Origin of the sequence: Pseudomonas sp. F(2018), from assembly GCF_005508865.1 — a bacterium.
Lineage (GTDB): Bacteria > Pseudomonadota > Gammaproteobacteria > Pseudomonadales > Pseudomonadaceae > Aquipseudomonas.
Genome location: NZ_SCOM01000003.1, coordinates 532,386 through 557,419 on the forward strand (window position 1 = coordinate 532,386; position 25,034 = coordinate 557,419).

A 25,034-nucleotide genomic window follows, 5' to 3' on the forward strand; every position below is an offset into this window, starting at 1 on the left:
GCTCCGGCAAGCCTTTTTCTTTTCATGCAGTGAGTGATCCATGCGCATCATCTTTGCCGGCACCCCGGAATTCGCCGCCCAGCACCTGCAGGCTTTGCTCGACGCGGGTCGCGAGATCGTCGCCGTGTACACCCAGCCGGATCGCCCGGCTGGCCGCGGGCAGAAACTGATGCCCAGCCCGGTCAAGCAGCTGGCCCTGCAGCACAGTATCGCCGTGTACCAGCCGCAGACTCTGCGCGACCCGGCAGCCCAGGCCGAGCTCGCCGCGCTCAAGCCGGATCTGATGGTGGTGGTCGCCTACGGCCTGATCTTGCCTCAGGTGGTGCTGGACACCCCGCGTCTGGGCTGCATCAACAGCCACGCTTCGCTGCTGCCGCGCTGGCGCGGCGCCGCGCCGATCCAGCGTGCGATCCAGGCCGGCGATGCCAGCAGCGGCGTCACCGTGATGCAGATGGAAGCGGGCCTGGACACCGGCCCCATGCTGCTCAAGGTGACCACCACCATTACCGCGGAAGACACCGGCGGTAGCCTGCACGACCGCCTGGCGCAACTGGGCTCGGCGGCCGTGGTCGAGGCCGTGACCAAGCTGGCCGCCGGCGAGCTGCAAGGCGAAGTGCAGGACGATAGCCTGGCCACCTACGCGCATAAGCTGAACAAGGACGAGGCACGCCTCGACTGGAGCCGCCCGGCCGATAAGCTGGAGCGCCTGGTACGCGCCTTCAACCCCTGGCCGATCTGCCACAGCACCCTGAACGGCGAACCGCTCAAGGTGCTGGCCGCGCAGCTGGGCGAGGGCAACGGCACCCCCGGCACCGTGCTCGCCGCCGACAAGAACGGCCTGACCGTCGCCTGCGGCGAAGGCGCCCTGCGCCTGACCCGCCTGCAATTGCCCGGCGGCAAGCCGCTGGCCTTCAGTGATCTGTACAACAGCCGCCGCGAGCAGTTCGCCCCCGGCCTGGTGCTCGGTCAATGAATCCACGCCTGGCCGCCGCCCGCGCCCTGGCGGCGGTGCTCAATGGCAAGGCCTCGTTGGGTAGCAGCCTGCCGCCGCTGCTGGACAGGGTCGACGCGCGCGACCGCGGCCTGGCCCAGGACCTGGCCTTCGGCACCGCGCGCTGGCAGCCGCGCCTGCAACTGCTCGCCGACAAACTGCTGCAGAAGCCGTTCAAGGCCGCCGACCGCGATGTCGAGGCCCTGCTGCTGGTCGGCCTGTACCAACTGCTGCACACCCGCATCCCGGCCCACGCCGCCATCGGCGAGACGGTGGCCTGCGTCGACAAGCTGAAGAAGTCCTCGCTCAAGGGGCTGCTCAACGGCGTGCTGCGCAATGCCCAGCGCGAGCACGAGGCGCTATTCGCCGAGCTGGATCGCGATCCGGTGCTGCACACCGCGCACCCACGTTGGCTGCAGAAGCGCCTGAAGGCCGACTGGCCGGAGCACTGGCAGGCGATCTGCGCCGCCAACAATCAGCACCCACCGCTGATCCTGCGGGTCAATCGCCTTCACGGCAGCCGTGATGCCTACCTCGCCGAGCTGCGCAGCGCTGGCATCGAAGCCGAGCCCTGCGCCTTCAGCCGCGATGGCATCCGCCTGCTGCAACCCTGCGACGTGAAGACCCTGCCGGGCTTCATGGACGGCCGCGTCAGCGTGCAGGACGAAGCCGCCCAACTGGCCGCCGACCTGCTCGACCTGGCCCCCGGGCAGCGCGTACTGGATGCCTGCGCGGCGCCCGGCGGCAAGACCTGCCACCTGCTCGAAGCCGAGCCAGGTTTGCAGGAAGCCATCGCTCTGGATCTGGAGCCGGCGCGTCTGGCCCGAGTGCAGGAGAACCTCGATCGCCTCAAGCTCAAGGCCACCCTGATCGCCGCCGACGGCCGCGACGTGGCCGCCTGGTGGGACGGCAAGCCGTTCCAGCGCATCCTGCTCGACGCACCCTGCTCGGCCACCGGCGTGATCCGCCGCCACCCGGACATCAAGCTGACCCGCCAGGCCGACGACATCACCGCCCTCGCCCAACTGCAGGGCGAGTTGCTCGATGCCCTGTGGCCGACCCTGGAAGTCGGCGGCGTACTGCTCTACGCCACCTGCTCGGTGCTGCCGGAAGAGAACCGCGACAACATCGCCGCCTTCCTCGCCCGCACCCCCGGTGCGCGTGAGCTGGATATCGCCGGCGCCTTCGGCCTCAAGCAGGCCCACGGCCGCCAGCTGCTGCCGCAGGCCGAGGGCCACGACGGCTTCTACTATGCCAAGCTGATCAAGATCGCCGCATCACGCGGCTAACGGAGTGATCGCGTGAAAATCATCATTCTCGGCGCAGGGCAGGTCGGCGGCACCCTGGCGGAGCACCTGGCCAGCGAGGCCAACGACATCACCGTGGTCGACACCGATGCCGACCGCCTGCGCGATCTCGGCGACCGCCTGGACATCCGCACCGTGGTCGGCCGTGGCTCCTTCCCCACCGTGCTGCGCCAGGCCGGCGCCGATGACGCCGACATGCTGGTGGCGGTGACCAACAGCGACGAGACCAACATGGTCGCCTGCCAGGTCGCCTACACCCTGTTCCACACCCCGACCAAGATCGCCCGGGTGCGCGAGTCGGCCTACCTGACCCGCGAGGCGCTGTTCGACAACGAGGCCATCCCGGTCGACGTGCTGATCAGCCCCGAGCAGGTGGTGACCAACTACATCAAGCGCCTGATCGAATACCCCGGCGCCCTGCAGGTGATCGACTTCGCCGAGGGCAAGGCCCAGCTGGTGGCGGTCAAGGCCTACTACGGCGGCCCGCTGGTCGGCCAGCAGCTGCGCCAGCTGCGCGAACACATGCCCAACGTCGACACCCGCGTGGCCGCCATCTTCAGGCGTAACCGGCCGATCATGCCGCAGGGCGACACGGTGATCGAAGCCGACGACGAGGTGTTCTTCATCGCCGCCAAGGCGCATATCCGCGCGGTAATGAGCGAGCTGCGCCGCCTGGAAGACAGCTACAAGCGCATCGTCATCGCCGGCGGCGGGCATATCGGCGAGCGCCTGGCCGAGGCCATCGAGAGCCGCTACCAGGTGAAGATCATCGAGATGAACCCGGCGCGCTGCCGCTACCTCTCGGACAACCTGGAAAGCACCATCGTGCTGCAGGGCAGCGCCTCCGACCGCGACCTGCTGGTGGAAGAAAACATCAACGAGGCCGACATTTTCCTCGCCCTGACCAACGACGACGAGGCCAACATCATGTCCTCGCTGCTGGCCAAGCGCCTGGGCGCGCGCAAGGTGATGACCATCATCAACAACCCGGCCTACGTCGACCTGGTCCAGGGCGGCGATATCGACATCGCCATCAGCCCGCAGCTGGCCACCATCGGCACCCTGCTGACCCACGTGCGCCGCGGCGACATCGAGAGCGTGCACAGTCTGCGTCGTGGCGCGGCCGAGGCCATCGAGGCCATCGCCCATGGCGATTCGCGCTCGAGCAAGGTGGTCGGCAAGATGATCGAGGAGATCGCCCTGCCGCCGGGCACCACCATCGGCGCGGTGATCCGTGACGAGGAAGTGCTGATCGCCCACGACGACACGGTGATCGAGTCCGGCGACCACGTGATACTGTTCCTCGTCGACAAGAAGTACATCCGCGACGTGGAGCGCCTGTTCCAGGTCGGTCTGACGTTCTTCTGAGAATCTCGCCCTGCTGCGCTGGCTCGCCAGCACCAGGGCCTGGTGGGAGCGGCGCGCGGAAGGGCTGACAGGGACTGGCATCCATGATGAAGGCTTCGGTGTTTTTCGTTCTCCTCGCCTCGGCTGCTGCCACGCAGCCCGCCTGGGCGAATTACCCGTGCGGCGGCGGTCCCGGCCCCGGCGAGCGCCAGATCGGCACCATGGGCGGATCGAACGGCATCGCGGTCATACCGATCTGCACATCGGACGGCAGCCCGGAAGGCCCCGAAGCCGCGCCGCGCGGCACCGGTGTGTTGCTCGATCCGCCGCCGGAGCTGATGAACCTCTACCAGGCGATCACCGGCGAGACGCTGGAATACTCGATGGCCAAGCAGGAGCTCGACCGGGAACAGCAGAAGATGGAGGCCGACCCCGAGTATCAGCGCTTCAGGCAGGGCGAATGGAAAATCTTCCAGGGCAAAGCCCATTCCGCCCCCGGCGACAACTGCATCGCGATGTGGAGCAAGGAAGGTGGCCTGGTCAGCATCGTCGGGCCGGGCACGGCCTACCAAGGCGGCATGCTGATCTTCTGGAGTGCCGAGGCGCCCAAGCCGTCATCGACGCAGACCGTGACGGTGACGCTCAAGCAATCGCAGTATCAGCCCCAGACGGTGAAGGCGCTGAACTTCTCGGTGCCCCATATTCCTTTCGGCGCGATAGGCCTGACGGTGCCGACCATCGACGCCGCGCTGCAGACCATGCTCGATGTCGAGCATTTCGAGCTGGAGATGGAAGGCCGGAAAATCGCGCAGGTCAGCTGGACCGGCGGCCTGGCCGCCCGTGACCAACTGCGGCAATGTGTTAACAATCGTTCGAACTGACCCTCAAGGAAGCTCGCCGAGGCCCATGGCATGACGACGCCGGACTCCCTGGAAAAACTGCTGGCCCGCGGGGTGGACAACGCCCTGCTGCGCTTCGGCCTGGGCAAGGCCTACCTGGATGACAACCAGCCGGAAGCGGCTGCCGAGCATCTGCAGAAGTGCCTGGGCTTCGACCCCAACTACTCGGCGGCGTGGAAACTGCTGGGACAGGCCTGCCAGAAGCGCGGCATGCTGGAAGAGGCGCGCCAGGCCTGGCACAACGGCCTGGAAGTGGCGCGCAAGCGCGGCGACAAGCAGACCGAGAAGGAAATGACTGTGTTTCTGCGCCGCCTGGAGAAGGCGACGGGAGAGGGCGCCTAGTCTTCGCGCTGGAAGATCAGCGCCACGCCGCTGGGCTCGAAGCGCACCACCTGCATCTGCACCACCGGCGCCGGTATCGGCAGGCCCTGGACCTGGCCGCTGACCACTTCGCCGATCTGCAGCAGCTTCTGCGCATCGTCGATCACCACGAACACGCCACTCTCGGAGATATCGCGGGTAGTCACCAGCATCTGGCCGTGCAGCGGATGATCGATGCGCAGCTGGACCTTCAGCGGGGTACGCTTGTGATCGCGCTTGTTGTCCATGCCTGTCCTGTTGTTATGGGCGGGAAACTGCTGTGACGGTACTGGCTTACGCCGGCCGTATCAATACCACTTCTTCTCGCCCTCGGGGCGCTTCTTGAAGCGCTTCATGCTCCACAGGTACTGGCTCGGGTAGGCGCGCACGTAGCGCTCCAGCTCGCGGCTCATGGCCGCGGCCGATACCTGCGGGTCCTCGCTGTACATGTCCTCGGGCACCGCCTCGAAGATCACCTTGAAGCCGCTGTTGTCCGGCAGGCGCACGGCGGTGAGGAACACGCCCAGCGCCTTGCCGCCGGCGAGCATGCCGGGGACGAACTTGCTGGTCAGCGCCTGGGTCGCGCAGAAGGGCACGAACAGGCCGCTGGAGCGGCTCGGCTCCGGATCGGCGGGAATGCCCACCACGCCGCCACGGCGGACCTCCTTGATCACGCTGAGGATGCCTTCCTTGGTCGAGGCCGCCACCCGGTTGCCCATCTGTGCGCGCTGCTTCTGCAGCAGCTCGTCGACCGCCTTGAGCTTGGGCGGGCGATAGAAGATCACCGGTTTGCACTGGGAGCAGAAGTAGTGGTTGAGGACTTCCCAGTTGCCTAGGTGGCTGGCCACGCCGACCACGCCCTTGCCGGAGGCCAGGGCCGCGTGCAGCACGTCCAGGCCCTCCACCTCGCGCACCAGCTTGAGGGTGCGCTCGACCGGCCAGATCCAGGCGCAGGCGCTTTCGGTGAAGATCTTGCCGATGTCGCGCAGGGTGGCGCCGACCAGCTGCTCGCGCTCGGCCTCGCCGAGCTCGGGGAAGCACTTGGCCAGGTTGATGCGCACCACCTCGCGCGAGCTGTTCGGCAGCTTCCACAGCAACCAGCCGATGGCCGAGCCGACCGCCTGCACGGCGCCCCAGGGCAGCAGGGCGAACAGGCGCAGGAAACCGACCACCAGGGCGCCTTTGAATTTCTCCACGAGCAACTCCCGAATACGCAAAAGGCCAGCATTGTAACGGCTGTGACCGCCGGGTTCAGCCTCGCAGTGCGTGATAGCGATCGCAGTCGGTCGTATGGTCCATGACCATGCCCGCCGCCTGCATGTAGGCGTAGCAGATGGTCGGGCCGACGAAGGTGAAGCCCAGCTTCTTCAGCGCCTTGCTCATGGCCTCGGCCTCCGGCGTCACCGCCGGCACCTCGCCGCGGCCGCTGAAGTGATTGATCTTCGGCGCGCCACCGACGAATGACCAGAGCAGCGCCACCGGATCGTCCAGCTTGAGCCAGGCCTGGGCGTTCTGCCGCGCCGCCCTGAGCTTGGCGCGGTTGCGGATGATGCCGGGGTCCTGCATGCGCTCCTCGATCTCCGCATCGCTCATCGCCGCCAGACGCTCGGCATCGAAACCGAACAGCACCTCGCGGTAGCGCTCGCGCTTCTTCAGCACGGTGATCCACGACAGACCGGCCTGGAAGCCTTCCAGCAGCAGCATCTCGAACAGCCGCTGCGGGTCGCGCTGCGGCACGCCCCATTCCTCGTCGTGGTAGGCGATGTACAGGGGGTCGTCGTTGCACCAGAAGCAGCGCGGCATGGCGTTCATATCCAGGGGAAGTCGTGCCGCACTGTAGCGCAGAGAGGGTTAAAAGCGCCCGTCGGCCTGCAGCAGGCTTTCCAGACAGTGCTCCTGGATGCCGTAGAACTGCTTGATGCCCTGGATCTTCTCCAGCAGCTCGCCCTGGGCCACCGGCCCGGGGCGTTTCACCGCGAGGATCATCTTGTTCTTGTTGGTGTGCTCCAGCGAGACGAACTCGAACACCTTGGTCTCATAGCCGCAGGCTTCCAGCAGCAGGGCGCGCAGGCTGTCGGTGACCATCTCGGCTTCCTGGCCCAGGTGCACGCCGTATTGCAGCATGGGCTTGAGCATGGCCGGCATATGCATCTGCGGGCGGATCTGCTTGTGGCAGCAGGGCGAGCACATGATGATCGCCGCATCGCTGCGAATGCCCAGATGCAGGGCGTAGTCGGTGGCCACGTCGCAGGCATGCAGGGCGATCATCACGTCGATAGCAGCCGGGGTATAGGTACGCACGTCGCCATGCTCGAAGCGCAGCCCCGGCTGCTCCAGGCGCGCGGCCGCCGTGTTGCCCAGGCGCACCATGTCTTCGCGCAGTTCCACGCCGGTGACCTGGCCCTGCAGGCCCAGGCTGTTGCGCAGGTAGTCGTGCATGGCGAAGGTCAGGTAGCCCTTGCCCGAACCGAAGTCGACGGCATGGATCGGCAGCTGCGGATCACGCTGCTGCAGCGGCGAATGGCTCAGGGCGTGGGAAAACACCTCGATGAACTTGTTGATCTGCTTCCACTTGCGCGCCATCGCCGGCACCAGCTCGTGCTTGGCGGTGGTCACGCCGAGATCGGTGAGGAACGGCCGGCTCAGCTCGAGAAAACGCTTCTTCTCGCGATCATGACCGGCGGCCGGTGCCTCGCGCTCGACCGCCTTGCCGACGAACAGACGCGCCTTTTCCTTCTTGCCGAAGGTCAGCTGCACGTCCTCGGTCAGCGACAGCAGGTGGGCATTCTTGAACGCTGCCGGCAGCAGGCTGGCGATATGCGCCAGAGCTTCGGCTACCGGCAGGTTCTTGGTCAGGTCGCGGGTCTTGTAGGTGGAGACGAACGACAGGCAGGCCTGGCCCTTGACCGTAACCGGGCGAATGGTCAGGCGCTGCAACTCGGCTTCCTCGCCCTGGTACTTGCTCAGCAGCAGCTTGACCAGGGTGTTCTGCACCACGCTGGTTTCCAGCAGGGCAAGAAACTCGTCACGGGCGGCGGTGGCGGAGGGCAGGGATTCGACTGACATGAAAAGGGCCTGAATAAGCGCTGCCGATGCCGGCAAGGGACAGCAATGCTACAGGGTACGCAGCGGCCATGCGCGCCGGGCTTGCCATCACATCCAGCCGAGGTTGATCGGGTATACTGCGCGGCTTTATGCAAACGCCTCGATACCGGTGAAATTCGTGAGCCAGACTACGCCCGACGTAAGCACCTTCCAAGGCCTGATCCTCGCCCTGCAGAGCTACTGGGCCGAGCAAGGCTGCGTGATCCTGCAACCCTATGACATGGAAATGGGTGCCGGCACCTTCCACACCGCGACTTTCCTGCGCGCCATCGGTCCGGAGACCTGGAACGCCGCCTACGTGCAGCCCTCGCGCCGCCCGGCCGACGGACGCTACGGCGAGAATCCCAACCGCCTGCAGCACTACTACCAGTTCCAGGTGGTACTCAAGCCGAACCCGGACAATATCCAGGACCTGTACCTGGAGTCGCTGCGCCGCATCGGCGTCGACACCCTGGTGCACGACATCCGCTTCGTCGAGGACAACTGGGAATCGCCAACCCTCGGCGCCTGGGGCCTGGGCTGGGAAGTCTGGCTGAACGGTATGGAAGTTACCCAGTTCACCTACTTCCAGCAGGTCGGCGGCGTCGAGTGCTACCCGGTCACCGGCGAGATCACCTACGGCCTTGAGCGTCTGGCCATGTACCTGCAGGGCGTCGATTCGGTGTATGACCTGGTCTACTCCGACGGCCCGTTCGGCAAGGTCACCTACGGCGACGTGTTCCACCAGAACGAAGTGGAGCAGTCCACCTTCAACTTCGAACACGCCAACGTCGACAAGCTGTTCGACCTGTTCGACTTCTACGAGTCCGAGGCCAACCGCCTGATGGAGCTGCAGCTGCCGCTGCCGGCCTATGAAATGGTGATCAAGGCCTCGCACAGCTTCAACCTGCTCGACGCCCGCCGCGCCATCTCGGTGACCGCGCGCCAGCAATACATCCTGCGCGTGCGCACGCTGTCGCGGAACATCGCCCAGAGCTACCTGCTGGCCCGCGCCAAACTCGGCTTCCCGATGGCCACTCCGGAACTGCGTGATGAAGTGCTGGCTCAGCTGAAGGAGGCCGAATAATGAGTGCTCAGGATTTTCTGGTTGAGCTGGGCACCGAAGAGCTGCCACCGAAGGCCCTGAAGAGCCTCGGCGACGCCTTCCTCGCCGGCGTCGAGAAGGGCCTCAAGGCCGCCGGCCTGGGCTATGCCAGCGCCCGCGTATACGCCGCCCCTCGTCGCCTCGCCGTGCTGGTCGAGCAGCTCGCCGCGCAGCAGCCGGACCGTACCGTCAACCTCGACGGCCCGCCCGTGCAGGCCGCCTTCGACAAGGACGGCAACCCGACCCAGGCCGCCCTCGGCTTCGCCAAGAAGTGTGGCGTCGAGCTGAGCCAGATCGACACCAGCGGCCCGAAACTGAAGTTCAGCCAGTCGATCGCCGGCCAACCCGCCGTCAGTCTGCTGGCCGGCATCGTCGAAGCCTCGCTGAACGAGCTGCCGATTCCCAAGCGCATGCGCTGGGGCGCGCGCAAGACCGAGTTCGTGCGTCCGACCCAGTGGCTGGTGATGCTGTTCGGCGACCAGATCGTCGACTGCGAGATCCTCGCCCAGAAGGCCGGCCGCACCTCGCGTGGTCATCGCTTCCACGCCAACCGTGACGTGACCATCGCCAGCCCGGCCAGCTACGCCGCCGACCTGCGCGCCGCCCAGGTCATCGCCGACTTCGCCGAGCGCCGCAGCCTGATCGCCGCCCGCGTGGCCGAGCTGGCCAAGGCCGAGAACGGCAGCGCCATCGTGCCGCCGGCCCTGCTCGATGAAGTCAGCGCCCTGGTCGAATGGCCGGTGCCGCTGGTCTGCTCGTTCGAGGAACGCTTCCTCGAGGTGCCGCAGGAAGCCCTGATCACCACCATGCAGGACAACCAGAAGTACTTCTGCCTGCTGGACGGCAACGGCAAGCTGCTGCCGCGCTTCATCACCGTGGCCAACATCGAGAGCAAGGATCCGGCGCAGATCGTCGCCGGCAACGAGAAGGTGGTGCGCCCGCGCCTGACCGACGCCGAGTTCTTCTTCAAGCAGGACAAGCGCCAGCCGCTGGAGAAGCGCAACGAGCGCCTGGCCAACGTGGTGTTCCAGGCCCAGCTCGGCAGCGTGTTCGACAAGGCCGAGCGCGTCTCGAAGCTTGCCGGCTTTATCGCCGGCAAGATCGGCGGTGACGCCAGCCGCGCGTCCCGCGCCGGCATCCTGTCCAAGTGCGACCTGGCCACCGAGATGGTCGGCGAGTTCCCGGAAATGCAGGGCATCGCCGGCTACTACTACGCCAAGCACGATGGCGAGGCCGACGACGTGGCCCAGGCGCTGAATGAGCAATATATGCCGCGTGGGGCAGGGGCAGAATTGCCGCAGACCCTCACCGGTGCTGCCGTGGCCGTGGCCGACAAGCTCGACACCCTGGTCGGCATCTTCGGCATCGGCATGCTGCCGACCGGCTCCAAGGACCCCTACGCCCTGCGTCGCGCGGCGCTGGGCGTGCTGCGCATCCTGATCGAGAAGCAGCTGGACCTGAACCTGGTCGAGGCCGTGGCCTTCGCCATCGACCTGTACGGCGACAAGGTCAAGGCCGCAGGCCTGGCCCAGCAGGTGCTGGACTTCATCTTCGACCGCCTGCGCGCGCGCTACGAAGACGAAGGCGTGGAAGTGGCCGTTTATCAGGCGGTACGCGCACTCAGCCCGGCCGCGCCGCTGGACTTCGACCAGCGCGTGCAGGCGGTGCAGGCCTTCCGTCAGCTGCCGCAAGCCGCTGCTCTGGCCGCCGCCAACAAGCGCGTGTCGAACATCCTGGCCAAGGCCGAAGGCGAGCTGCCGGCCACCCTGAACAGCGCCCTGCTGGAGGCCGGTGCCGAACAGGCCCTGGCCCAGGCCGTGGCCGCCGCCGCGCAAGCCGTGGCACCGCTGGCCGCCGCACGCAGCTACCGCGAGGCCCTGGCCCAGCTGGCCAGCCTGCGCGAGCCGGTGGATGCCTACTTCAACGCGGTGATGGTCAATGCCGACGATGCCGCCGTACGCGCCAACCGTTACGCGCTGCTGAACCAGCTGCGTGGCCTGTTCCTCGGCGTCGCCGATATCTCCCTGCTGGGCTGACGAGTACACCGGGCGGCCCGCGCCGCCCGGTCGCTCGGGTAACTGCATGAAACTGCTGATTCTCGACCGCGACGGCGTCATCAACGAAGACTCCGACGCCTACATCAAATCCCTCGACGAATGGATCCCGATCCCGGGCGCCATCGCCGCCATCGCGCGCCTGAGCAAAGCCGGCTGGACCGTGGCCGTGGCCACCAACCAATCGGGCCTGGCGCGCGGCTATTACGACGCCGCCACTCTCGAGTCCATGCACGCGCGCCTGCGCCAGCTGGTGGCCGAGCAGGGCGGCGAAGTCGGCCTGATCGTGCACTGCCCGCATGGCCCGGATGATGGCTGCAGCTGCCGCAAGCCGAAGCCTGGGATGCTCGAACAGATCGCTGCGCACTACGGCACAGAACTGGCAGGCGTCTGGTTCGTCGGCGACAGCGCTGGTGACCTCGACGCCGCCCTGGCCGTCCATTGCCAGCCCGTGCTGGTGAAAACCGGCAAGGGCCAACGCACCCTGGCCAAGCCATTGCCAGCGGGAACCCTGATATTCGATGATCTGGCGGCGGTTGCCGATCAGCTTCTTCTCTAGAGAACGCGAGCCCCCATGACGACAGTGCAGGCCATCAGAACCTTCTTCTTCTACCTGCTGCTGTCCTCCAGCTCCTTCTTCTGGTGCATCCTCTGCGTGTTCGTCGCGCCCTTCCTACCGTTCCGCGCTCGCTACCGCTTCGTCATCCAGATCTGGTGCCGCTGCGCCACCTGGCTGGCCAAGGTGGTGGTCGGCATCCGCTATGAAGTGCGCGGCCTGGAAAACATCCCGCAGCAGCCCTGCGTGATCCTGGCCAAGCACCAGAGCACCTGGGAGACCTTCTTCCTCTCCGCCTTCTTCGAACCGCTGTCCCAGGTGGTCAAGCGCGAGCTGCTGTACGTGCCGTTCTTCGGCTGGGCCATGGCCATGCTGCGGCCCATCGCCATCGACCGCAGCAACCCCAAGGCGGCCCTCAAGCAACTGGCCAAACAAGGCGCCGAACGCATAGGGCAGGGCGCCTGGGTGCTGATCTTCCCCGAGGGCACGCGCATCCCGCCGGGCCAGATCGGCAAGTTCTCCCGCGGCGGTGCCGCCCTGGCGGTGAATGCCGGCCTGCCGGTGCTGCCCATCGCCCACAACGCCGGCGAGTTCTGGCCCAAGCAGGGCTGGGCCAAATTCCCCGGCACCATCCAGGTGGTGATCGGCCCGCTGATGCACGCCGAAGGTGATGGCCCCCGCGCCATTGCCGAGCTCAACGAGCGCGCCTTCGCCTGGGTGGCCCAGACTCAGCAGGAAATCAGCGGCGTGGCGCCGCAGGTGAGCCCGGAACAGGCCTCCAGCCCGGCCTGAGCCGGTCTGTGGATAAGCTGTGCAAGAAATACCGGCGCAGTGCCATTACAGATCCTAACCAGCTGATCTATATGGATATTCCACCAGCAGGCGCAATTCCTGAACGGGGCATAAGTTTTTCCAGCTCACCTGCCTGAGGGAATTCGGCAGTGCCGCACAGTCTTGCCGGAACGGGCCTTAAGCAAAGCGGTTAAGCTAGGTCCCCTGTAGTCGTGAAAGGGAATTTCGCTTCATGCCATCCATCTACCAGCTCAAGCCACGTTTCCAGAATCTGCTGCGCCCTGGCGTCACCCGCCTGCACGCCCGCGGCGTCACCGCCAACCAGGTGACCCTGGCCGCGGCGCTGGTCTCGCTGCTGCTCGGCGCGCTGCTGGCCTGGCTGCCGCACCGTACCTGGCTGTTCGCCCTGATCCCGCTGTGGATGCTGCTGCGCATGGCACTGAACGCCGTGGACGGCATGCTGGCCCGCGAGTTCGGCCAACAGTCCAAGCTCGGCGCCTACCTCAACGAGCTGAGCGACGTGGTCGCCGACAGCGCCCTGTACCTGCCTTTCGCCCTGCTGGTCGGCGTTTCGCCGCCCCTGGTGGTGCTGGTGGTGGTGCTGGCGGTGATCAGCGAATACGCCGGCGTGCTCGGCCCGATGGTCGGCGCCTCGCGCCGCTATGACGGCCCCATGGGCAAGAGCGACCGGGCCTTCTGCTTCGGTTTGCTGGGCGCCGGTGTAGCGTCCGGCCTGTTGCCGTCGTCTTGGATAAACGGGCTGCTGGCGGTGATTCTCCTGCTGCTGCTGGCGACTCTGGTCAATCGCGTGCGCCAAGGCCTGGCCGAGGTGGCGCAAACCTCCCAATCGGAATAAGGAAATTTCGATGCGTGAAGCCCAGAACCACATCTTCACCACCCATGACGGCGTAGAGCTGCTTTATCGCCACTGGCCGGCCACCACGCCTGCGGCCGGCCCGCGCAAGGCGGTGGTGATGTTCCACCGCGGCCACGAGCACGGCGGGCGCATGGCCCACCTGCCGGGCGAACTGGATCTGCCCGACTACGACTTCTTCGCCTGGGATGCCCGCGGTCATGGCCTGTCGCCCGGCGCCCGTGGCGACAGCCCGAGCTTCGCCACCAGCGTGCGCGACGTGCAGACCTTTATCGAGCATATCGCCGCCACGCATGCCATCGCTGAGCAGGACATGGCCGTGCTGGCCCAGAGTGTCGGCGCCGTGGTGGTGTCGACCTGGGCTCACGACTACGCGCCGCAAATCCGCTGTCTGGTGCTCGCCTCGCCGGCGTTCAAGGTCAAGCTCTATGTGCCCTTTGCCCGCCCCGGCCTCAAGCTGCTGCGCTCCTGGCGCGGCAACTTCTTCGTCAACAGCTACGTCAAGGCGCGCTTCCTTAGCCACGATCCCGAGCGCATTCGCTCCTTCGAGAACGATCCGCTGATCACCCGGCCGATCTCGGTCAATATGCTCCTCGGCCTGTACAAAGCCGCCGACCGCGTGGTGGCCGATGCCCAGGCGATCCAGATTCCCACTCAGCTGCTGATCTCCGGCGCCGACTTCGTCGTGCACCGCAAGCCCCAGGAGCAGTTCTTCGAGCGCCTGGGCAGCCTGCGCAAGGAGAAGCACATCCTGCCCGGCTTCTTCCACGACACCCTCGGCGAGCGCGACCGCGCCCATGCCTTGAGCCGCGCGCGGCGCTTTATCCTGCGCAGCTTCCAGGAGCCACTGAATCGTCCCTCGCTGCTGGATGCCGATCGCCTCGGCGCGACCTGCGCCGAAGCCGAGGAACTGGCGGCGCCGCTGCCGCAGAATTCCCTCGGCGACCTGTACTGGCGCGCTACCCGCGCCGGGCTGAAGCTCGGCAGCGGGCTGTCCGACGGGGTCAAGCTGGGCTTCGAGACCGGTTTCGACTCCGGCAGCACCCTGGACTACGTCTACCGCAACACCCCGAGCGGCAAGGGCGGGCTGGGCCGTCTGATCGACCAGAACTACTTGAACTCCATCGGCTGGCGCGGCATCCGCCAGCGCAAGGTGCACGCCGAGGAACTGCTGCGCCTGGCCATGGGCAAGCTGCGCGAGGCGGACAAGGGCGTGCGCATCGTCGATATCGCCGCCGGCCACGGTCGCTACATTCTCGAATCGCTGCAGGGCATGGAGCACAGGCCGGACGCGATCCTGCTGCGCGACTACAGCGATATCAACGTGCGCGATGGCAGCGCGCTGATCGAGCAGAAGGGTCTGGGCGACATCGCCCGCTTCGTCAAAGGCGATGCCTTCGACAAGGCCGACCTGGCCGCACTCGATCCCAAGCCGACGCTGGCGGTGGTCTCCGGTCTCTATGAACTGTTCGGCAGCAACCAGATGGTCGGCGACTCGCTGGCCGGACTGGCAGCGGCGGTCGAGGAGGGCGGCTACCTGATCTATACCGGCCAACCCTGGCACCCGCAGCTGGAGCTGATCGCCCGCGCCCTGACCAGCCACCGCGAAGGCCAGCCCTGGGTCATGCGCCGGCGCAGCCAGGCGGAAATGGATCAGCTGGTCGCCGCCGCCGGCTTCCGCAAGCTGGAGCAGCGCATCGACGAGTGGGGCATCTTCAGCGTGTCCCTGGCGCAGCGGGTGTCCTGATGGACGCCCCCGCCGCCCGCGAAAGCGGGCTATGGAAACGCGGGGTTCTCTGGCTGTTGCTGCTGGCCCCGCTGTTCTTCGCCAGCTACGGCTTCGCCAACTGGTTCACCGCACAGCGTGACGATGTCGGCAGCCTGGTGTTCGCCTGGGAAAGCGCGACCCCGCTGTGGGCCTGGACCATCGTGCCCTACTGGTCGATCGACCTGCTCTACGGCCTGTCCTTCCTGCTGCCGGCCACACGCCGGGAGATAGATAGGCATGCCCTGCGCCTGCTTAGTACCCAGCTGATCTGCGTGGCTTGCTTTCTGCTCTGGCCGCTGCGCTTCACCTTCGAACGTCCTGAGCTGAGCGGCTTCTTCGGCTGGATGTTCGATGTGCTGATGGGCTTCGACAAGCCATTCAACCAGGCGCCTTCGCTGCACATCGCCCTGCTGGTGGTGATCTGGACGATGTTCGCCCGGCATACCCGTGGCCCGCTGTTGCGCGGCCTGCTGCATGGCTGGATGGCGCTGATCGGCCTGTCGGTGCTGACCACCTGGCAGCACCATTTCATCGACGTGCCCACCGGCGCCCTGGCCGGCTGGTTGTGCGTATGGCTGTGGCCGGTCGAGGGCCGCAGCCCGCTGCAGAACCTGCGCCTGGCCCGCGTGCCGCAGTGCTGGCGTCTGGCCCTGCGCTATGGACTGGGAAGTGCCATCTGCGCGGCCCTGGCGGTCAATCTCGGCGGCGCCTGGCTGTGGCTGCTGTGGCCCTGCGCGTCGCTGTTATTGGTCGCCCTGAACTACGCGCTGTTCGGTGCGGCCGGCTTCCAGAAGCGCGCCGACGGCTCCCTCGGCTCCGCCAGCACCTGGCTGCTCGCGCCTTATCTGCTCGGTGCCTGGATCAACTCGCGGCTGTGGACACGCAAGCATCCACAGCCGGATCAGATCGTGGAGGGCGTATGGCTGGGGCGGGTACCGACCGAGCAGGAAGCAGCGCCCTTCACCGCCGTGCTGGACCTCAGTGCCGAGCTGCCGGTTCGCCTGCCCGGCAAGGTCTACCGCAGCCTGCCGCTACTGGACTTGGTCGCTCCCGATACCGAGGCCTGCCGCCAGGGCGCCGAGCTGATCGAGCAGTTGCGCCAGCAAGGACCACTGTTAGTCTGCTGTGCCCTTGGCTATTCGCGCAGCGCCACCTTGGTTGCCGCCTGGCTGCTGCACAGCGGCCGTGCCGGCGGTGTCGAGCAGGCCATCGAGCTGATCCGATCCGCGCGTCCGCAGATCGTGCTTGGTGAGGCCCAGCGCCTGGCGCTACAGGGCCTGCTGCAGCCCAGCGCCGTTCTGGAGGTTGCCCATGGCCTCTGAGATGCAACTCGCCCTGGTGGCCGGTCTGCTGCGCCGAGGGCGCGGGCTGGATCTGCTGTCTGCCGCCATCACCCTGCTGGCGCTGGCCTATGGCCTGGCGCCGCTGTTGGGCATCTCATACAGCCCCGCCGCCAGCATCCTCTGTAGCCTGCTGGTGATGTTCGGTCTGGCCCAGAAGTACTGGGCCATCCGCGTGGCGCTGGACGCCGAACTGTTCACCCACCTGGCCGCTGACGCCCCACGTCTGCAGGAGCGCACCGGCGAGCTGGACCAGGCGCTGCTGCAGCTCGGTCTGCAGAAGACCACCGCTGTTTCACGTGACTGGGACGACCGCTGCCGCGGTGCTCTGCGTCTGCTGCGCCTGCAGGCCGCTTGGTTGGTAGCACAGCTGCTGCTCGCCCTGGCCACCATTCTCGCCACACCCTGGCTTTCCCTGGCTGGATAAAGGAGTCGTATCCATGCTCGCTTCGATCACCGCCTTCGCCATCACCTCGGCAGCCCGCCTGCTGACCGGTGCGCGCGCCCTCTGGCTGGGCTGCACCGCTCAGCCGGTGCAGCGCCTGTACTACGCCAACCACAGTAGCCATGGCGACTTCGTGCTGCTGTGGGCCTCGCTGCCGCCGGAGCTGCGCCGCCGCACCCGGCCGGTGGCCGGCTCCGACTACTGGATGAACGGCGACCTGCGGCGCTTCCTGATCCGCGACGTGTTCAACGGCGTGCTGGTCGACCGCGACCGCAGCGATCCGAATGCCAATCCGCTGCAGCCGATGCTCGACGCCCTGGAGCAGGGCGACTCGCTGATCATCTTCCCGGAGGGCACCCGCAACCTCACCGACGAGCAGCTGCTGCCCTTCAAGAGCGGCCTGTTCCACCTCGCCCAGGCACGCCCCGAGGTGGAACTGGTGCCGGTGTGGATCGCCAACCTCAACCGGGTGATGCCCAAGGGCAGGGCGCTGCCGCTGCCGCTGCTGTGTACCCTGAGCTTCGGCGCACCGCTGGAGCGCCTCGACGGCGAAGACAAGAGCGCCTTCCTCGAACGCGCACGCAACGCCCTGCTGGCCCTGGCCCCGGAGATCGTCTGACATGGATCGCAATACCATCCTGCTGTTCGCCGGCATAGGCGCCGTCCTGCTGCTGGCCACCCTGATCGCCCGCTACCTGCGCCGCCGAGCAGGCGATGGGCCCAACGCGGTAATCGACAACCTCAATGCGCGGATCGATGCCTGGTGGGCCATGGTGCTAGTGATCGGCATCGCCTTCCTGTTCGGCAACAACGGCGTGATCCTGCTGTTCTACTTCGTGTCGTTCTATGCCCTGCGCGAATTCCTCACCCTGACGCCGACCCGGCGCAGCGACTACCCGGCGCTGGTGGCGGCCTTCTACTTCGCCCTGCCGATGCAGTACCTGCTGATCGCCCTGGACTGGTACGGCCTGTTCGCCATCTTCATCCCGGTCTACCTGTTCCTCCTGCTGCCGATCCTCGCCTCGCTGGGCGGCGATACCACGCGCTTCCTCGAACGCGCCTCGGAAGTGCAGTGGGGGATGATGATCGCGGTGTACTGCGTGTCCGCCGTGCCGGCATTGCTGACCCTGGACATTCCTGGCTACGAAGGGCGCAACCTGCTGCTGATCGCCTGGCTGATCATCGTCGTGCAGCTGTCGGACGTGCTGCAGTACGTCTGCGGCAAGCTGGCCGGCAAGCGCAAGATCGCGCCCAAGCTGTCGCCGTCGAAGACGGTGGAAGGCTTCGTCGGTGGCGTGGCGCTGGCCAGCCTGATCGGCGCCTCGTTGTTCTGGATCACCCCGTTCAGCTTCTGGCAGGCGGCGCTGATGGCCCTCACCGTCAACCTGCTCGGCTTCGCCGGCGGCCTGGTGATGTCGGCGATCAAACGCGACCGTGGGGTGAAGGACTGGGGCCACATGATCGAGGGCCATGGCGGCATGCTCGACCGCATGGATTCGGTGTGCTTCGCCGCGCCGATCTTCTTCCACTTCGTGCGCTACTGGTGGGCCTGAGCCCACCATTGCACAGGCAACAAAAATGGCCTGGATCCATTTTTGACGTCACCTAAGGCGACGGCCAGAAGGGTCGCCGCCTGAATGGCAGGCAACAAAAAACCCGCCGAGGCGGGTTCTTTATGACCTTCCGACATCCTGTCGTTTGCCATCCTGGCGCGGTCTGTCTTCCTTGACCCGGGACATCCAGTTCCCGGCAGGTGTGTGTAGATTAGCCAGGCAGGCCGGATGGCAACAGGGAAGCCTTCCACCTCGTCGTGTAAGCCATTGGCTATTCGGCTCGCAGCAGGATTCCAATGAAAACAAAAACCCCGGCGCTCAGGCCGGGGTTTTCATTTACAGCGACTCCGCAATCAGAAGTCCAGGTTCGACACCGCCAGAGCGTTGCTCTCGATGAAGTCGCGACGCGGCTCCACGGCATCGCCCATCAGCGTGTTGAAGATCTGGTCGGCGGCGATGGCGTCCTCGATGGTCACCTTGAGCATGCGGCGAACGGTCGGATCCATGGTGGTTTCCCACAGCTGCTCCGGGTTCATCTCGCCGAGTCCCTTATAGCGTTGAATGCTATGGCGCTTGGTGCTCTCGACCTTCAGCCACTCGAACGCATCCTTGAAGGTGGAGACCGCCTTCTTGCGCTCGCCACGCTGCACGTAGGCTCCTTCTTCCAGCAGGCTGTTGAGCTGATCGCCCAGAGCGGTGACCGACTTGTAGTCGTTGCTGGCGAAGAAATCGCGGTTGAAGGTGATGTAGCTGGAAAGACCGTGGGCCAGCACTTCCACCTCGGGCAGCCAAAGGTGACGCTCGCGATCTTCACGCAGACTGGCGGTGTAGGTCTGGCCGGACTTCTCCGCGCCCTTCAGGCGCGCCTGGAAGGCCTCCAGCCAGCTCTGCATGGCGGCCTGGTCGGCCAGCTGCTCGACCGATACGCGCGGCAGGTAGACCATGTGCTCGGTGATGTCCTGCGGGTAGACGCGGGACAGGCGGCCGAGGGTCTTGATCACTGCACGATATTCGTTGACCAGGCTTTCCAGCGCGGCGCCGGACAGGCCCGGCGCGTTCTCGTTGACGTGCAGGCTGGCATCTTCCAGGGCCGACTGGGTCATGTACTCGTCCATGGCCTCGTCGTCCTTGATGTACTGCTCCTGCTTGCCTTTCTTCACCTTGTACAGCGGCGGCTGGGCGATATAGATGTAGCCACGCTCGACCAGCTCCGGCAGCTGACGGAAGAAGAAGGTCAGCAGCAGGGTACGGATGTGCGAACCGTCAACGTCGGCATCGGTCATGATGATGATGTTGTGGTAACGCAGCTTGTCGATGTTGTATTCCTCGCGACCGATACCGCAGCCGAGGGCGGTGATCAGCGTGCCGACCTCCTGGGAGGAGAGCATCTTGTCGAAGCGTGCCTTCTCGACGTTGAGGATCTTGCCCTTGAGCGGCAGGATCGCCTGGGTCTTGCGGTTACGACCCTGCTTGGCAGAACCGCCCGCGGAGTCACCCTCCACTATGTAGAGTTCAGACAGCGCCGGGTCTTTTTCCTGGCAGTCGGCCAGCTTGCCGGGCAGGCCGGCGATATCCAGCGCACCCTTGCGGCGGGTCATCTCGCGGGCCTTGCGCGCGGCCTCGCGGGCGCGCGCAGCGTCGATCATCTTGCCGACCACGGCCTTGGCTTCGTTGGGGTTTTCCAACAGGAAGTCGCCGAAGTACTTGCCCATTTCCTGCTCAACCGCGGTCTTCACCTCGGAGGAGACCAGCTTGTCCTTGGTCTGCGAGCTGAACTTCGGATCCGGTACCTTGACCGAGATGATCGCGGTCAGGCCTTCACGGGCGTCGTCACCGGTGGTGGCGATCTTGAACTTCTTCGCCAGGCCTTCCTGCTCGATGTAGTTGTTCAGGTGGCGGGTGAGGGCGGAGCGGAAGCCAGCCAGGTGGGTACCGCCGTCACGCTGCGGAATGTTGTTGGTGAAGCAGAGGATGTTCTCGTTGAAGCTGTCGTTCCACTGCAGAGCCACTTCCACGCCGACGCCGTCTTCCTCGCGCTGGATGTTGAAGTGGAACACCTGGTTGACGATGGTCTTGTTGGTGTTCAGATACTCGACGAACGCCTTGAGGCCGCCCTCGTACTTGAACAGTTCTTCCTTGCCGCTGCGCTCGTCCTTGAGGACGATGCCGACACCGGAGTTGAGGAAGGACAGTTCACGCAGGCGCTTGGCCAGGATGTCCCAGCTGAAATGGATGTTCTTGAAGGTCTCGTCGGACGGCTTGAAGTGGATCTGCGTACCGGTGCCTTCGCTGTCGCCAACCGGGGCCAGCGGAGCCTGAGGCACGCCGTGCACATAGGTCTGCTCCCAGATCTTGCCGCTGCGGCGGATGGTCAGGACCAGCTCCTTGGACAGGGCGTTCACCACGGAAACACCCACGCCGTGCAGGCCGCCGGAGACCTTGTAGCTGTTGTCGTCGAACTTACCGCCGGCGTGCAGCACGGTCATGATGACCTCGGCCGCGGACACACCTTCTTCTTTGTGCGTGTCGACCGGAATGCCACGGCCGTTATCGCGGACGCTGATCGACTCGTCGGGGTGAATGGTGATGCTGATCTCGGAGCAGTAACCGGCCAGCGCTTCGTCGATGGAGTTGTCCACCACCTCGAACACCATGTGGTGCAGGCCGGTGCCGTCATCGGTGTCGCCGATGTACATGCCCGGGCGCTTGCGTACGGCATCCAGACCTTTGAGTACCTTGATACTCGAGGAGTCGTACGTGTTGTTCTCGTCGCTCATGCGTTCACTCCCGATGCGGTGATCACTCCATGTTCCACGTGGAACATGGCGACTGGCGTATCCGTGCGCCAGCCATCCTTCAAAAATTCTTGGTCGACGCAGGTGATGAACACCTGACACTGCAAATCATCCAGCAGGCGGCACAGGGCCCGTCGATGTCGCTCATCCAGCTCCGACGGCAAGTCGTCCACCAGATAGATGCATTGGCCATGTTTGGCCTGGTTCAGCAGATGCCCCTGGGCGATGCGCAACGCGCAGACCACCAGCTTCTGTTGTCCGCGGGACAGAATCTCCGCGGCATTGTGAGCCCCCAAACGCAGACGCAGGTCGGCACGTTGCGGACCTGCCTGGGTGTGTCCCAGTTGCTGATCGCGGGGCAGGGTCGAAGCCAGCACATCGGCCAGCGGCTTGTCCTTGTCCCACCCGCGGTAGTAACTGAGGGACAGCCCCTCCAGTTCCACCAGCTCCCTCAGCACCTGCTCGAAAACCGGCTTCAGCGCCTGGATATAGGCACGGCGATAGCCATCCAGCTCGTCGCTCGCCAGGCACAGTTCACGGTCCCAGGCCGCTTGCGACGCGGCGTCGAGTGTACCATGCCGCAGCCACGAGTTCCGCTGCCGCAGGGCCTTCTGCAGGCGCTGCCAGGCCGGCAGAAAGCGTTGTTCCACGTGGAACACCCCCCAGTCGAGGAACTGCCGGCGCACCTTGGGAGCGCCTTCCAGCAGGCGGAAGCTATCGGGGTTGATCACCTGCAGCGGTAGCAGCTCAGCCAGCTGCGCTGTACTGCGAGCGTTCTGCCCGTCGATGCGAATCTGCAGCTCGCCCTGACGGTCGCGCGAAATGCCGAGGTTGCTGTGCATGCCTTCCGGCTGCTGCACCTGGCCGAATACGGTACAGGCTGGTTGCTCGTACTGAATCATCGGCAGCAGCTTGTTGCTGCGGAAGGAGCGGGCGAGGCCGAGCAGGTGAATGGCTTCCAGCAGGCTGGTCTTGCCGCTGCCGTTGGCGCCATGAAGAATATTGATGCGGGGGGAGGGGGAGAGCGTCACCGGGTGCAGGTTTCGCACCGCGGTGACGGTGACGCGGGAGAGGGACATTCAGCGGCGATTACAGACGCATCGGCATGACGACGTAGGACGAATCGTCGTTACCGGCTTCCTGCACCAGGGCGCTGCTGTTGGCATCGGAGAGGATCAGGCGCACCTGCTCGGTGGTCATCACGCCCAGCACGTCGAGCAGGTAGCTGACGTTGAAACCGATCTCCAGGGAGCCGCCGTTGTAGTCGACCACCACTTCCTCTTCAGCCTCTTCCTGCTCCGGGTTGTTGGCCTGGATCTTCAGCAGGCCGCTGGCCAGCTGCAGGCGAATGCCACGGTACTTCTCGTTGGACAGGATCGCAGTGCGGCTGAAGGCTTCGCGCAAGGCCTGGCGATCGCCAACCACCAGCTTGTCGCCGCCGCGCGGCAGCACACGCTCGTAGTCCGGGAACTTGCCGTCCACCAGCTTGGAGGTGAAGGTGAACTCACCGGTGGTGGCACGGATATGGTTCGCACCGAGGACAATGGAGACTTCTCCGTCCTGCTCGGTGAGCAGGCGGGCCAGCTCGAGAATGCCTTTGCGCGGCACGATGACCTGGTGCTTCTCGGTGTGCTCGATGGCCGCTTCCATGGCGCACATGGCTAGGCGGTGACCGTCGGTGGCGACGGCGCGCAGCACGCCGGTCTGCACTTCGATCAGCATGCCGTTGAGGTAGTAGCGCACGTCCTGCTGGGCCATGGCGAAACTGGTGCGTTCGATCAGGCGACGCAGCTTGCTCTGCACCAGGCTGAAGGTCAGCGAACCCGGGCCTTCCTCGACGGTGGGGAAATCATTGGCCGGCAGGGTGGACAGAGTGAAGCGGCTACGCCCGGCCTTGACCACCAGCTTCTGCTCGTCGACACGGATATCGATCAACGCATCGCTCGGCAGGCTCTTGCAGATGTCCATCAGCTTGCGCGCGGGGACGGTGATCTCGCCCGGCTCTGCGCTGTGTTCGAGAGTGACGCGACCAACCAGTTCGACTTCCAGGTCGGTGCCGGTCAGCGACAGCTGCTGGCCTTCCACTACCAGCAACACGTTCGACAGAACCGGCAGGGTCTGGCGGCGTTCGACGACGCCGGCGACCAGTTGCAGGGGTTTCAACAGGGCTTCGCGTTGAATGGTGAAATGCATGGTCTCGTCCCTTGCCTTGTGGGCTGCGTATCAGGTGGTCAGGGTGCGCAGCAGGTTCTTGTAGTCCTCGCGGATATCCGCGTCGGCTTCGCGCAATTCTGCAATCTTACGACAGGCGTGCAGCACTGTGGTGTGGTCTCTTCCGCCAAAAGCATCACCGATTTCCGGCAGGCTATGGTTGGTCAGTTCCTTGGACAGCGCCATGGCCACCTGGCGTGGCCGCGCCACCGAACGGGAGCGCCGCTTGGAGAGCAGATCGGCGATCTTGATCTTGTAGTACTCGGCCACGGTGCGCTGGATATTGTCCACGCTCACCAGCTTGTCCTGCAGGGCCAGCAGATCCTTCAGCGACTCGCGGATCAGCTCGATGCTGATCGGCTGGTTGGTGAAGTGCGAGTGAGCGATCACCCGTTTCAGCGCACCTTCCAGCTCACGCACATTGGAACGGATGCGCTGGGCGATGAAGAAGGCAGCGTCATGCGGCAGGTCGACCTTGGTCTGCTCGGCCTTCTTCATCAGGATGGCGACGCGGGTCTCCAGCTCCGGCGGCTCCACCGCCACCGTCAGGCCCCAGCCGAAGCGCGACTTCAGGCGCTCTTCCAGGCCTTCGATTTCCTTCGGGTAGCGGTCGCTGGTGAGGATCACCTGCTGGCCACCTTCGAGCAGGGCATTGAAGGTGTGGAAGAACTCCTCCTGGGAGCGCTCCTTCTTGGCGAAGAACTGGATATCGTCGATCAGCAGCGCATCCACCGAGCGGTAGAAACGCTTGAACTCGTTGATCGCGTTGAGCTGCAGCGCCTTGACCATGTCGGCGACGAAGCGCTCGGAATGCAGATACACGACCTTGGCGTTGGGGTTCTTCTTCAGCAGGTGGTTGCCCACCGCGTGCATCAGGTGAGTCTTGCCCAGGCCGACGCCACCATAGAGGAACAACGGGTTGTAACCGTGCTTGAGGTTATCCGCCACCTGCCAGGCCGCGGCGCGGGCCATCTGGTTGGACTTGCCCTCGACGAAGTTCTCGAAGGTGAAGGTGCGGTTCAGGTAGCTGGTGTGCTTGAGCGCACCCTCCACCTGCACGGTACGCTCGGTCGGACGGGTGGGAGCGGGCGTCGGCGCGACCACGGCCAGCGGGTCGCTGCTCGGCGGCTCATCGATCACCGTCACGGGAGCGGCGGCCATCAGTGCACTATTAATAGAAGGAGAAGGCGCCGGTGCGGCCATGCGCGGTGCGGCACTGCGCTTGCTGCCAATCAACAGCGAGAGCGCGGGGGCCAGGCCATTGGCCCGCTCGGCCAGAAGCTCGAGCAGACGCACCATGTACTTCTCGTTGACCCAGTCGAGCACGAAGCGGTTGGGCGCATAGACGCGCAGCTCGTCGCCAGCGGATTCCACCTGCAAGGGGCGAATCCAGGTATTGAATTGTTGGGCAGGCAACTCGTCGCGAAGCAGCTCCACACACTGCTGCCAAAGTTCTACGGACACTGATATCCCCTGGGATCGCTACGGTCGGCGAAGCTAAAAATCAGCCCGCATTGTAGCCCCGTAGCCCCCGAGTTATCCACACGAATCCG

23 protein-coding genes are annotated in these 25,034 nt (G+C 65.4%); 15 read left to right on the top strand and 8 right to left on the bottom strand.

The window, feature by feature from the left end; all coding sequences use genetic code 11:
* Positions 1-40 precede the first annotated feature (40 nt).
* The 5 genes from fmt (at position 41) to FFS62_RS16420 (ending at position 4,886) form a co-directional block, all read left to right on the top strand.
* On the top strand, positions 41-973 hold the full coding sequence (gene fmt / locus FFS62_RS16400; RefSeq protein ID WP_137973901.1) for a methionyl-tRNA formyltransferase: 933 nt from the start codon (positions 41-43) through the stop codon (positions 971-973).
* A complete protein-coding gene (rsmB, locus tag FFS62_RS16405; RefSeq protein WP_137973902.1) occupies positions 970-2,280 on the top strand; it encodes a 16S rRNA (cytosine(967)-C(5))-methyltransferase RsmB in 1,311 nt (436 codons plus the stop codon). Before fmt ends, rsmB begins: the two co-directional genes overlap by 4 nt.
* Positions 2,281-2,292: 12 nt before the next feature.
* Positions 2,293-3,666, top strand: a complete 1,374-nt coding sequence (gene trkA / locus FFS62_RS16410) for a Trk system potassium transporter TrkA (RefSeq protein ID WP_043311939.1) — start codon at positions 2,293-2,295, stop codon at positions 3,664-3,666.
* An 83-nt stretch (positions 3,667-3,749) separates the two neighbouring features.
* Entirely contained in the window at positions 3,750-4,526 is a 777-nt protein-coding gene (locus tag FFS62_RS16415; protein WP_137973903.1) for a hypothetical protein, read from the top strand.
* Positions 4,527-4,556: 30 nt separating this feature from the next.
* Positions 4,557-4,886 carry a tetratricopeptide repeat protein gene (locus tag FFS62_RS16420; RefSeq protein WP_137973904.1) on the top strand — a complete coding sequence of 110 codons (330 nt, stop codon included), beginning with the start codon at positions 4,557-4,559 and terminating at the stop codon, positions 4,884-4,886.
* Here the strand turns inward: FFS62_RS16420 and FFS62_RS16425 are convergent.
* From FFS62_RS16425 to FFS62_RS16440, 4 genes are read right to left on the bottom strand one after another with little or no spacing between them, the layout of a single operon-like run.
* Entirely contained in the window at positions 4,883-5,152 is a 270-nt protein-coding gene (locus FFS62_RS16425; RefSeq protein ID WP_137973905.1) for a PilZ domain-containing protein, read from the bottom strand. The two genes, FFS62_RS16420 and FFS62_RS16425, sit on opposite strands and share 4 nt — an antisense overlap.
* A 60-nt stretch (positions 5,153-5,212) precedes the next feature.
* A complete protein-coding gene (locus FFS62_RS16430; protein ID WP_137973906.1) occupies positions 5,213-6,100 on the bottom strand; it encodes a lysophospholipid acyltransferase in 888 nt (295 codons plus the stop codon).
* Between the two features lie 55 nt (positions 6,101-6,155).
* Complete coding sequence (locus FFS62_RS16435) at positions 6,156-6,707, bottom strand: DNA-3-methyladenine glycosylase I (RefSeq protein ID WP_137973907.1); 552 nt, start codon at positions 6,705-6,707, stop codon at positions 6,156-6,158.
* Between the two features lie 48 nt (positions 6,708-6,755).
* Positions 6,756-7,970, bottom strand: coding sequence for an SAM-dependent methyltransferase (locus FFS62_RS16440; protein WP_137973908.1), 1,215 nt, complete (start codon positions 7,968-7,970; stop codon positions 6,756-6,758).
* A gap of 157 nt (positions 7,971-8,127) precedes the next feature.
* Between FFS62_RS16440 and glyQ the strand changes: the two genes are divergently transcribed.
* The 10 genes from glyQ (at position 8,128) to FFS62_RS16490 (ending at position 18,475) form a co-directional block, all read left to right on the top strand.
* Positions 8,128-9,075, top strand: a complete 948-nt coding sequence (gene glyQ, locus FFS62_RS16445) for a glycine--tRNA ligase subunit alpha (protein ID WP_137973909.1) — start codon at positions 8,128-8,130, stop codon at positions 9,073-9,075.
* Positions 9,075-11,129, top strand: coding sequence for a glycine--tRNA ligase subunit beta (gene glyS, locus FFS62_RS16450; protein WP_137973910.1), 2,055 nt, complete (start codon positions 9,075-9,077; stop codon positions 11,127-11,129). The genes glyQ and glyS overlap by 1 nt, the downstream gene beginning before the upstream one ends.
* A gap of 46 nt (positions 11,130-11,175) precedes the next feature.
* A complete protein-coding gene (gene gmhB / locus FFS62_RS16455) occupies positions 11,176-11,706 on the top strand; it encodes a D-glycero-beta-D-manno-heptose 1,7-bisphosphate 7-phosphatase (RefSeq protein ID WP_137973911.1) in 531 nt (176 codons plus the stop codon).
* 15 nt (positions 11,707-11,721) lie between these two features.
* Positions 11,722-12,495, top strand: a complete 774-nt coding sequence (locus FFS62_RS16460) for a 1-acyl-sn-glycerol-3-phosphate acyltransferase (protein WP_137973912.1) — start codon at positions 11,722-11,724, stop codon at positions 12,493-12,495.
* Between the two features lie 232 nt (positions 12,496-12,727).
* A complete protein-coding gene (locus tag FFS62_RS16465) occupies positions 12,728-13,351 on the top strand; it encodes a CDP-alcohol phosphatidyltransferase family protein (RefSeq protein WP_137973913.1) in 624 nt (207 codons plus the stop codon).
* A gap of 10 nt (positions 13,352-13,361) precedes the next feature.
* The gene (locus FFS62_RS16470) at positions 13,362-15,116 is read left to right on the top strand and encodes a bifunctional alpha/beta hydrolase/class I SAM-dependent methyltransferase (protein ID WP_137973914.1); all 1,755 of its coding nucleotides are present in this window, start codon (positions 13,362-13,364) and stop codon (positions 15,114-15,116) included.
* On the top strand, positions 15,116-16,459 hold the full coding sequence (locus tag FFS62_RS16475) for a phosphatase PAP2/dual specificity phosphatase family protein (protein WP_137973915.1): 1,344 nt from the start codon (positions 15,116-15,118) through the stop codon (positions 16,457-16,459). Before FFS62_RS16470 ends, FFS62_RS16475 begins: the two co-directional genes overlap by 1 nt.
* Complete coding sequence (locus FFS62_RS16480) at positions 16,449-16,904, top strand: hypothetical protein (protein ID WP_137973916.1); 456 nt, start codon at positions 16,449-16,451, stop codon at positions 16,902-16,904. The genes FFS62_RS16475 and FFS62_RS16480 overlap by 11 nt, the downstream gene beginning before the upstream one ends.
* A 13-nt stretch (positions 16,905-16,917) precedes the next feature.
* A complete protein-coding gene (locus FFS62_RS16485; protein WP_137973917.1) occupies positions 16,918-17,541 on the top strand; it encodes a 1-acyl-sn-glycerol-3-phosphate acyltransferase in 624 nt (207 codons plus the stop codon).
* 1 nt (position 17,542) lies between these two features.
* Positions 17,543-18,475, top strand: a complete 933-nt coding sequence (locus FFS62_RS16490; RefSeq protein ID WP_137973918.1) for a phosphatidate cytidylyltransferase — start codon at positions 17,543-17,545, stop codon at positions 18,473-18,475.
* A 353-nt stretch (positions 18,476-18,828) separates the two neighbouring features.
* Here FFS62_RS16490 and gyrB read toward each other — a convergent pair whose 3' ends face one another.
* From gyrB to dnaA, 4 genes are read right to left on the bottom strand one after another with little or no spacing between them, the layout of a single operon-like run.
* Positions 18,829-21,252 carry a DNA topoisomerase (ATP-hydrolyzing) subunit B gene (gene gyrB / locus FFS62_RS16495; protein ID WP_137973919.1) on the bottom strand — a complete coding sequence of 808 codons (2,424 nt, stop codon included), beginning with the start codon at positions 21,250-21,252 and terminating at the stop codon, positions 18,829-18,831.
* Entirely contained in the window at positions 21,249-22,349 is a 1,101-nt protein-coding gene (gene recF / locus FFS62_RS16500) for a DNA replication/repair protein RecF (RefSeq protein ID WP_137973920.1), read from the bottom strand. The genes gyrB and recF overlap by 4 nt, the downstream gene beginning before the upstream one ends.
* A 10-nt stretch (positions 22,350-22,359) precedes the next feature.
* Positions 22,360-23,463, bottom strand: coding sequence for a DNA polymerase III subunit beta (gene dnaN, locus FFS62_RS16505; protein WP_137973921.1), 1,104 nt, complete (start codon positions 23,461-23,463; stop codon positions 22,360-22,362).
* Positions 23,464-23,493: 30 nt separating this feature from the next.
* Positions 23,494-24,945, bottom strand: a complete 1,452-nt coding sequence (gene dnaA / locus FFS62_RS16510; RefSeq protein WP_137973922.1) for a chromosomal replication initiator protein DnaA — start codon at positions 24,943-24,945, stop codon at positions 23,494-23,496.
* Between the last annotated feature and the right edge of the window lie 89 nt (positions 24,946-25,034).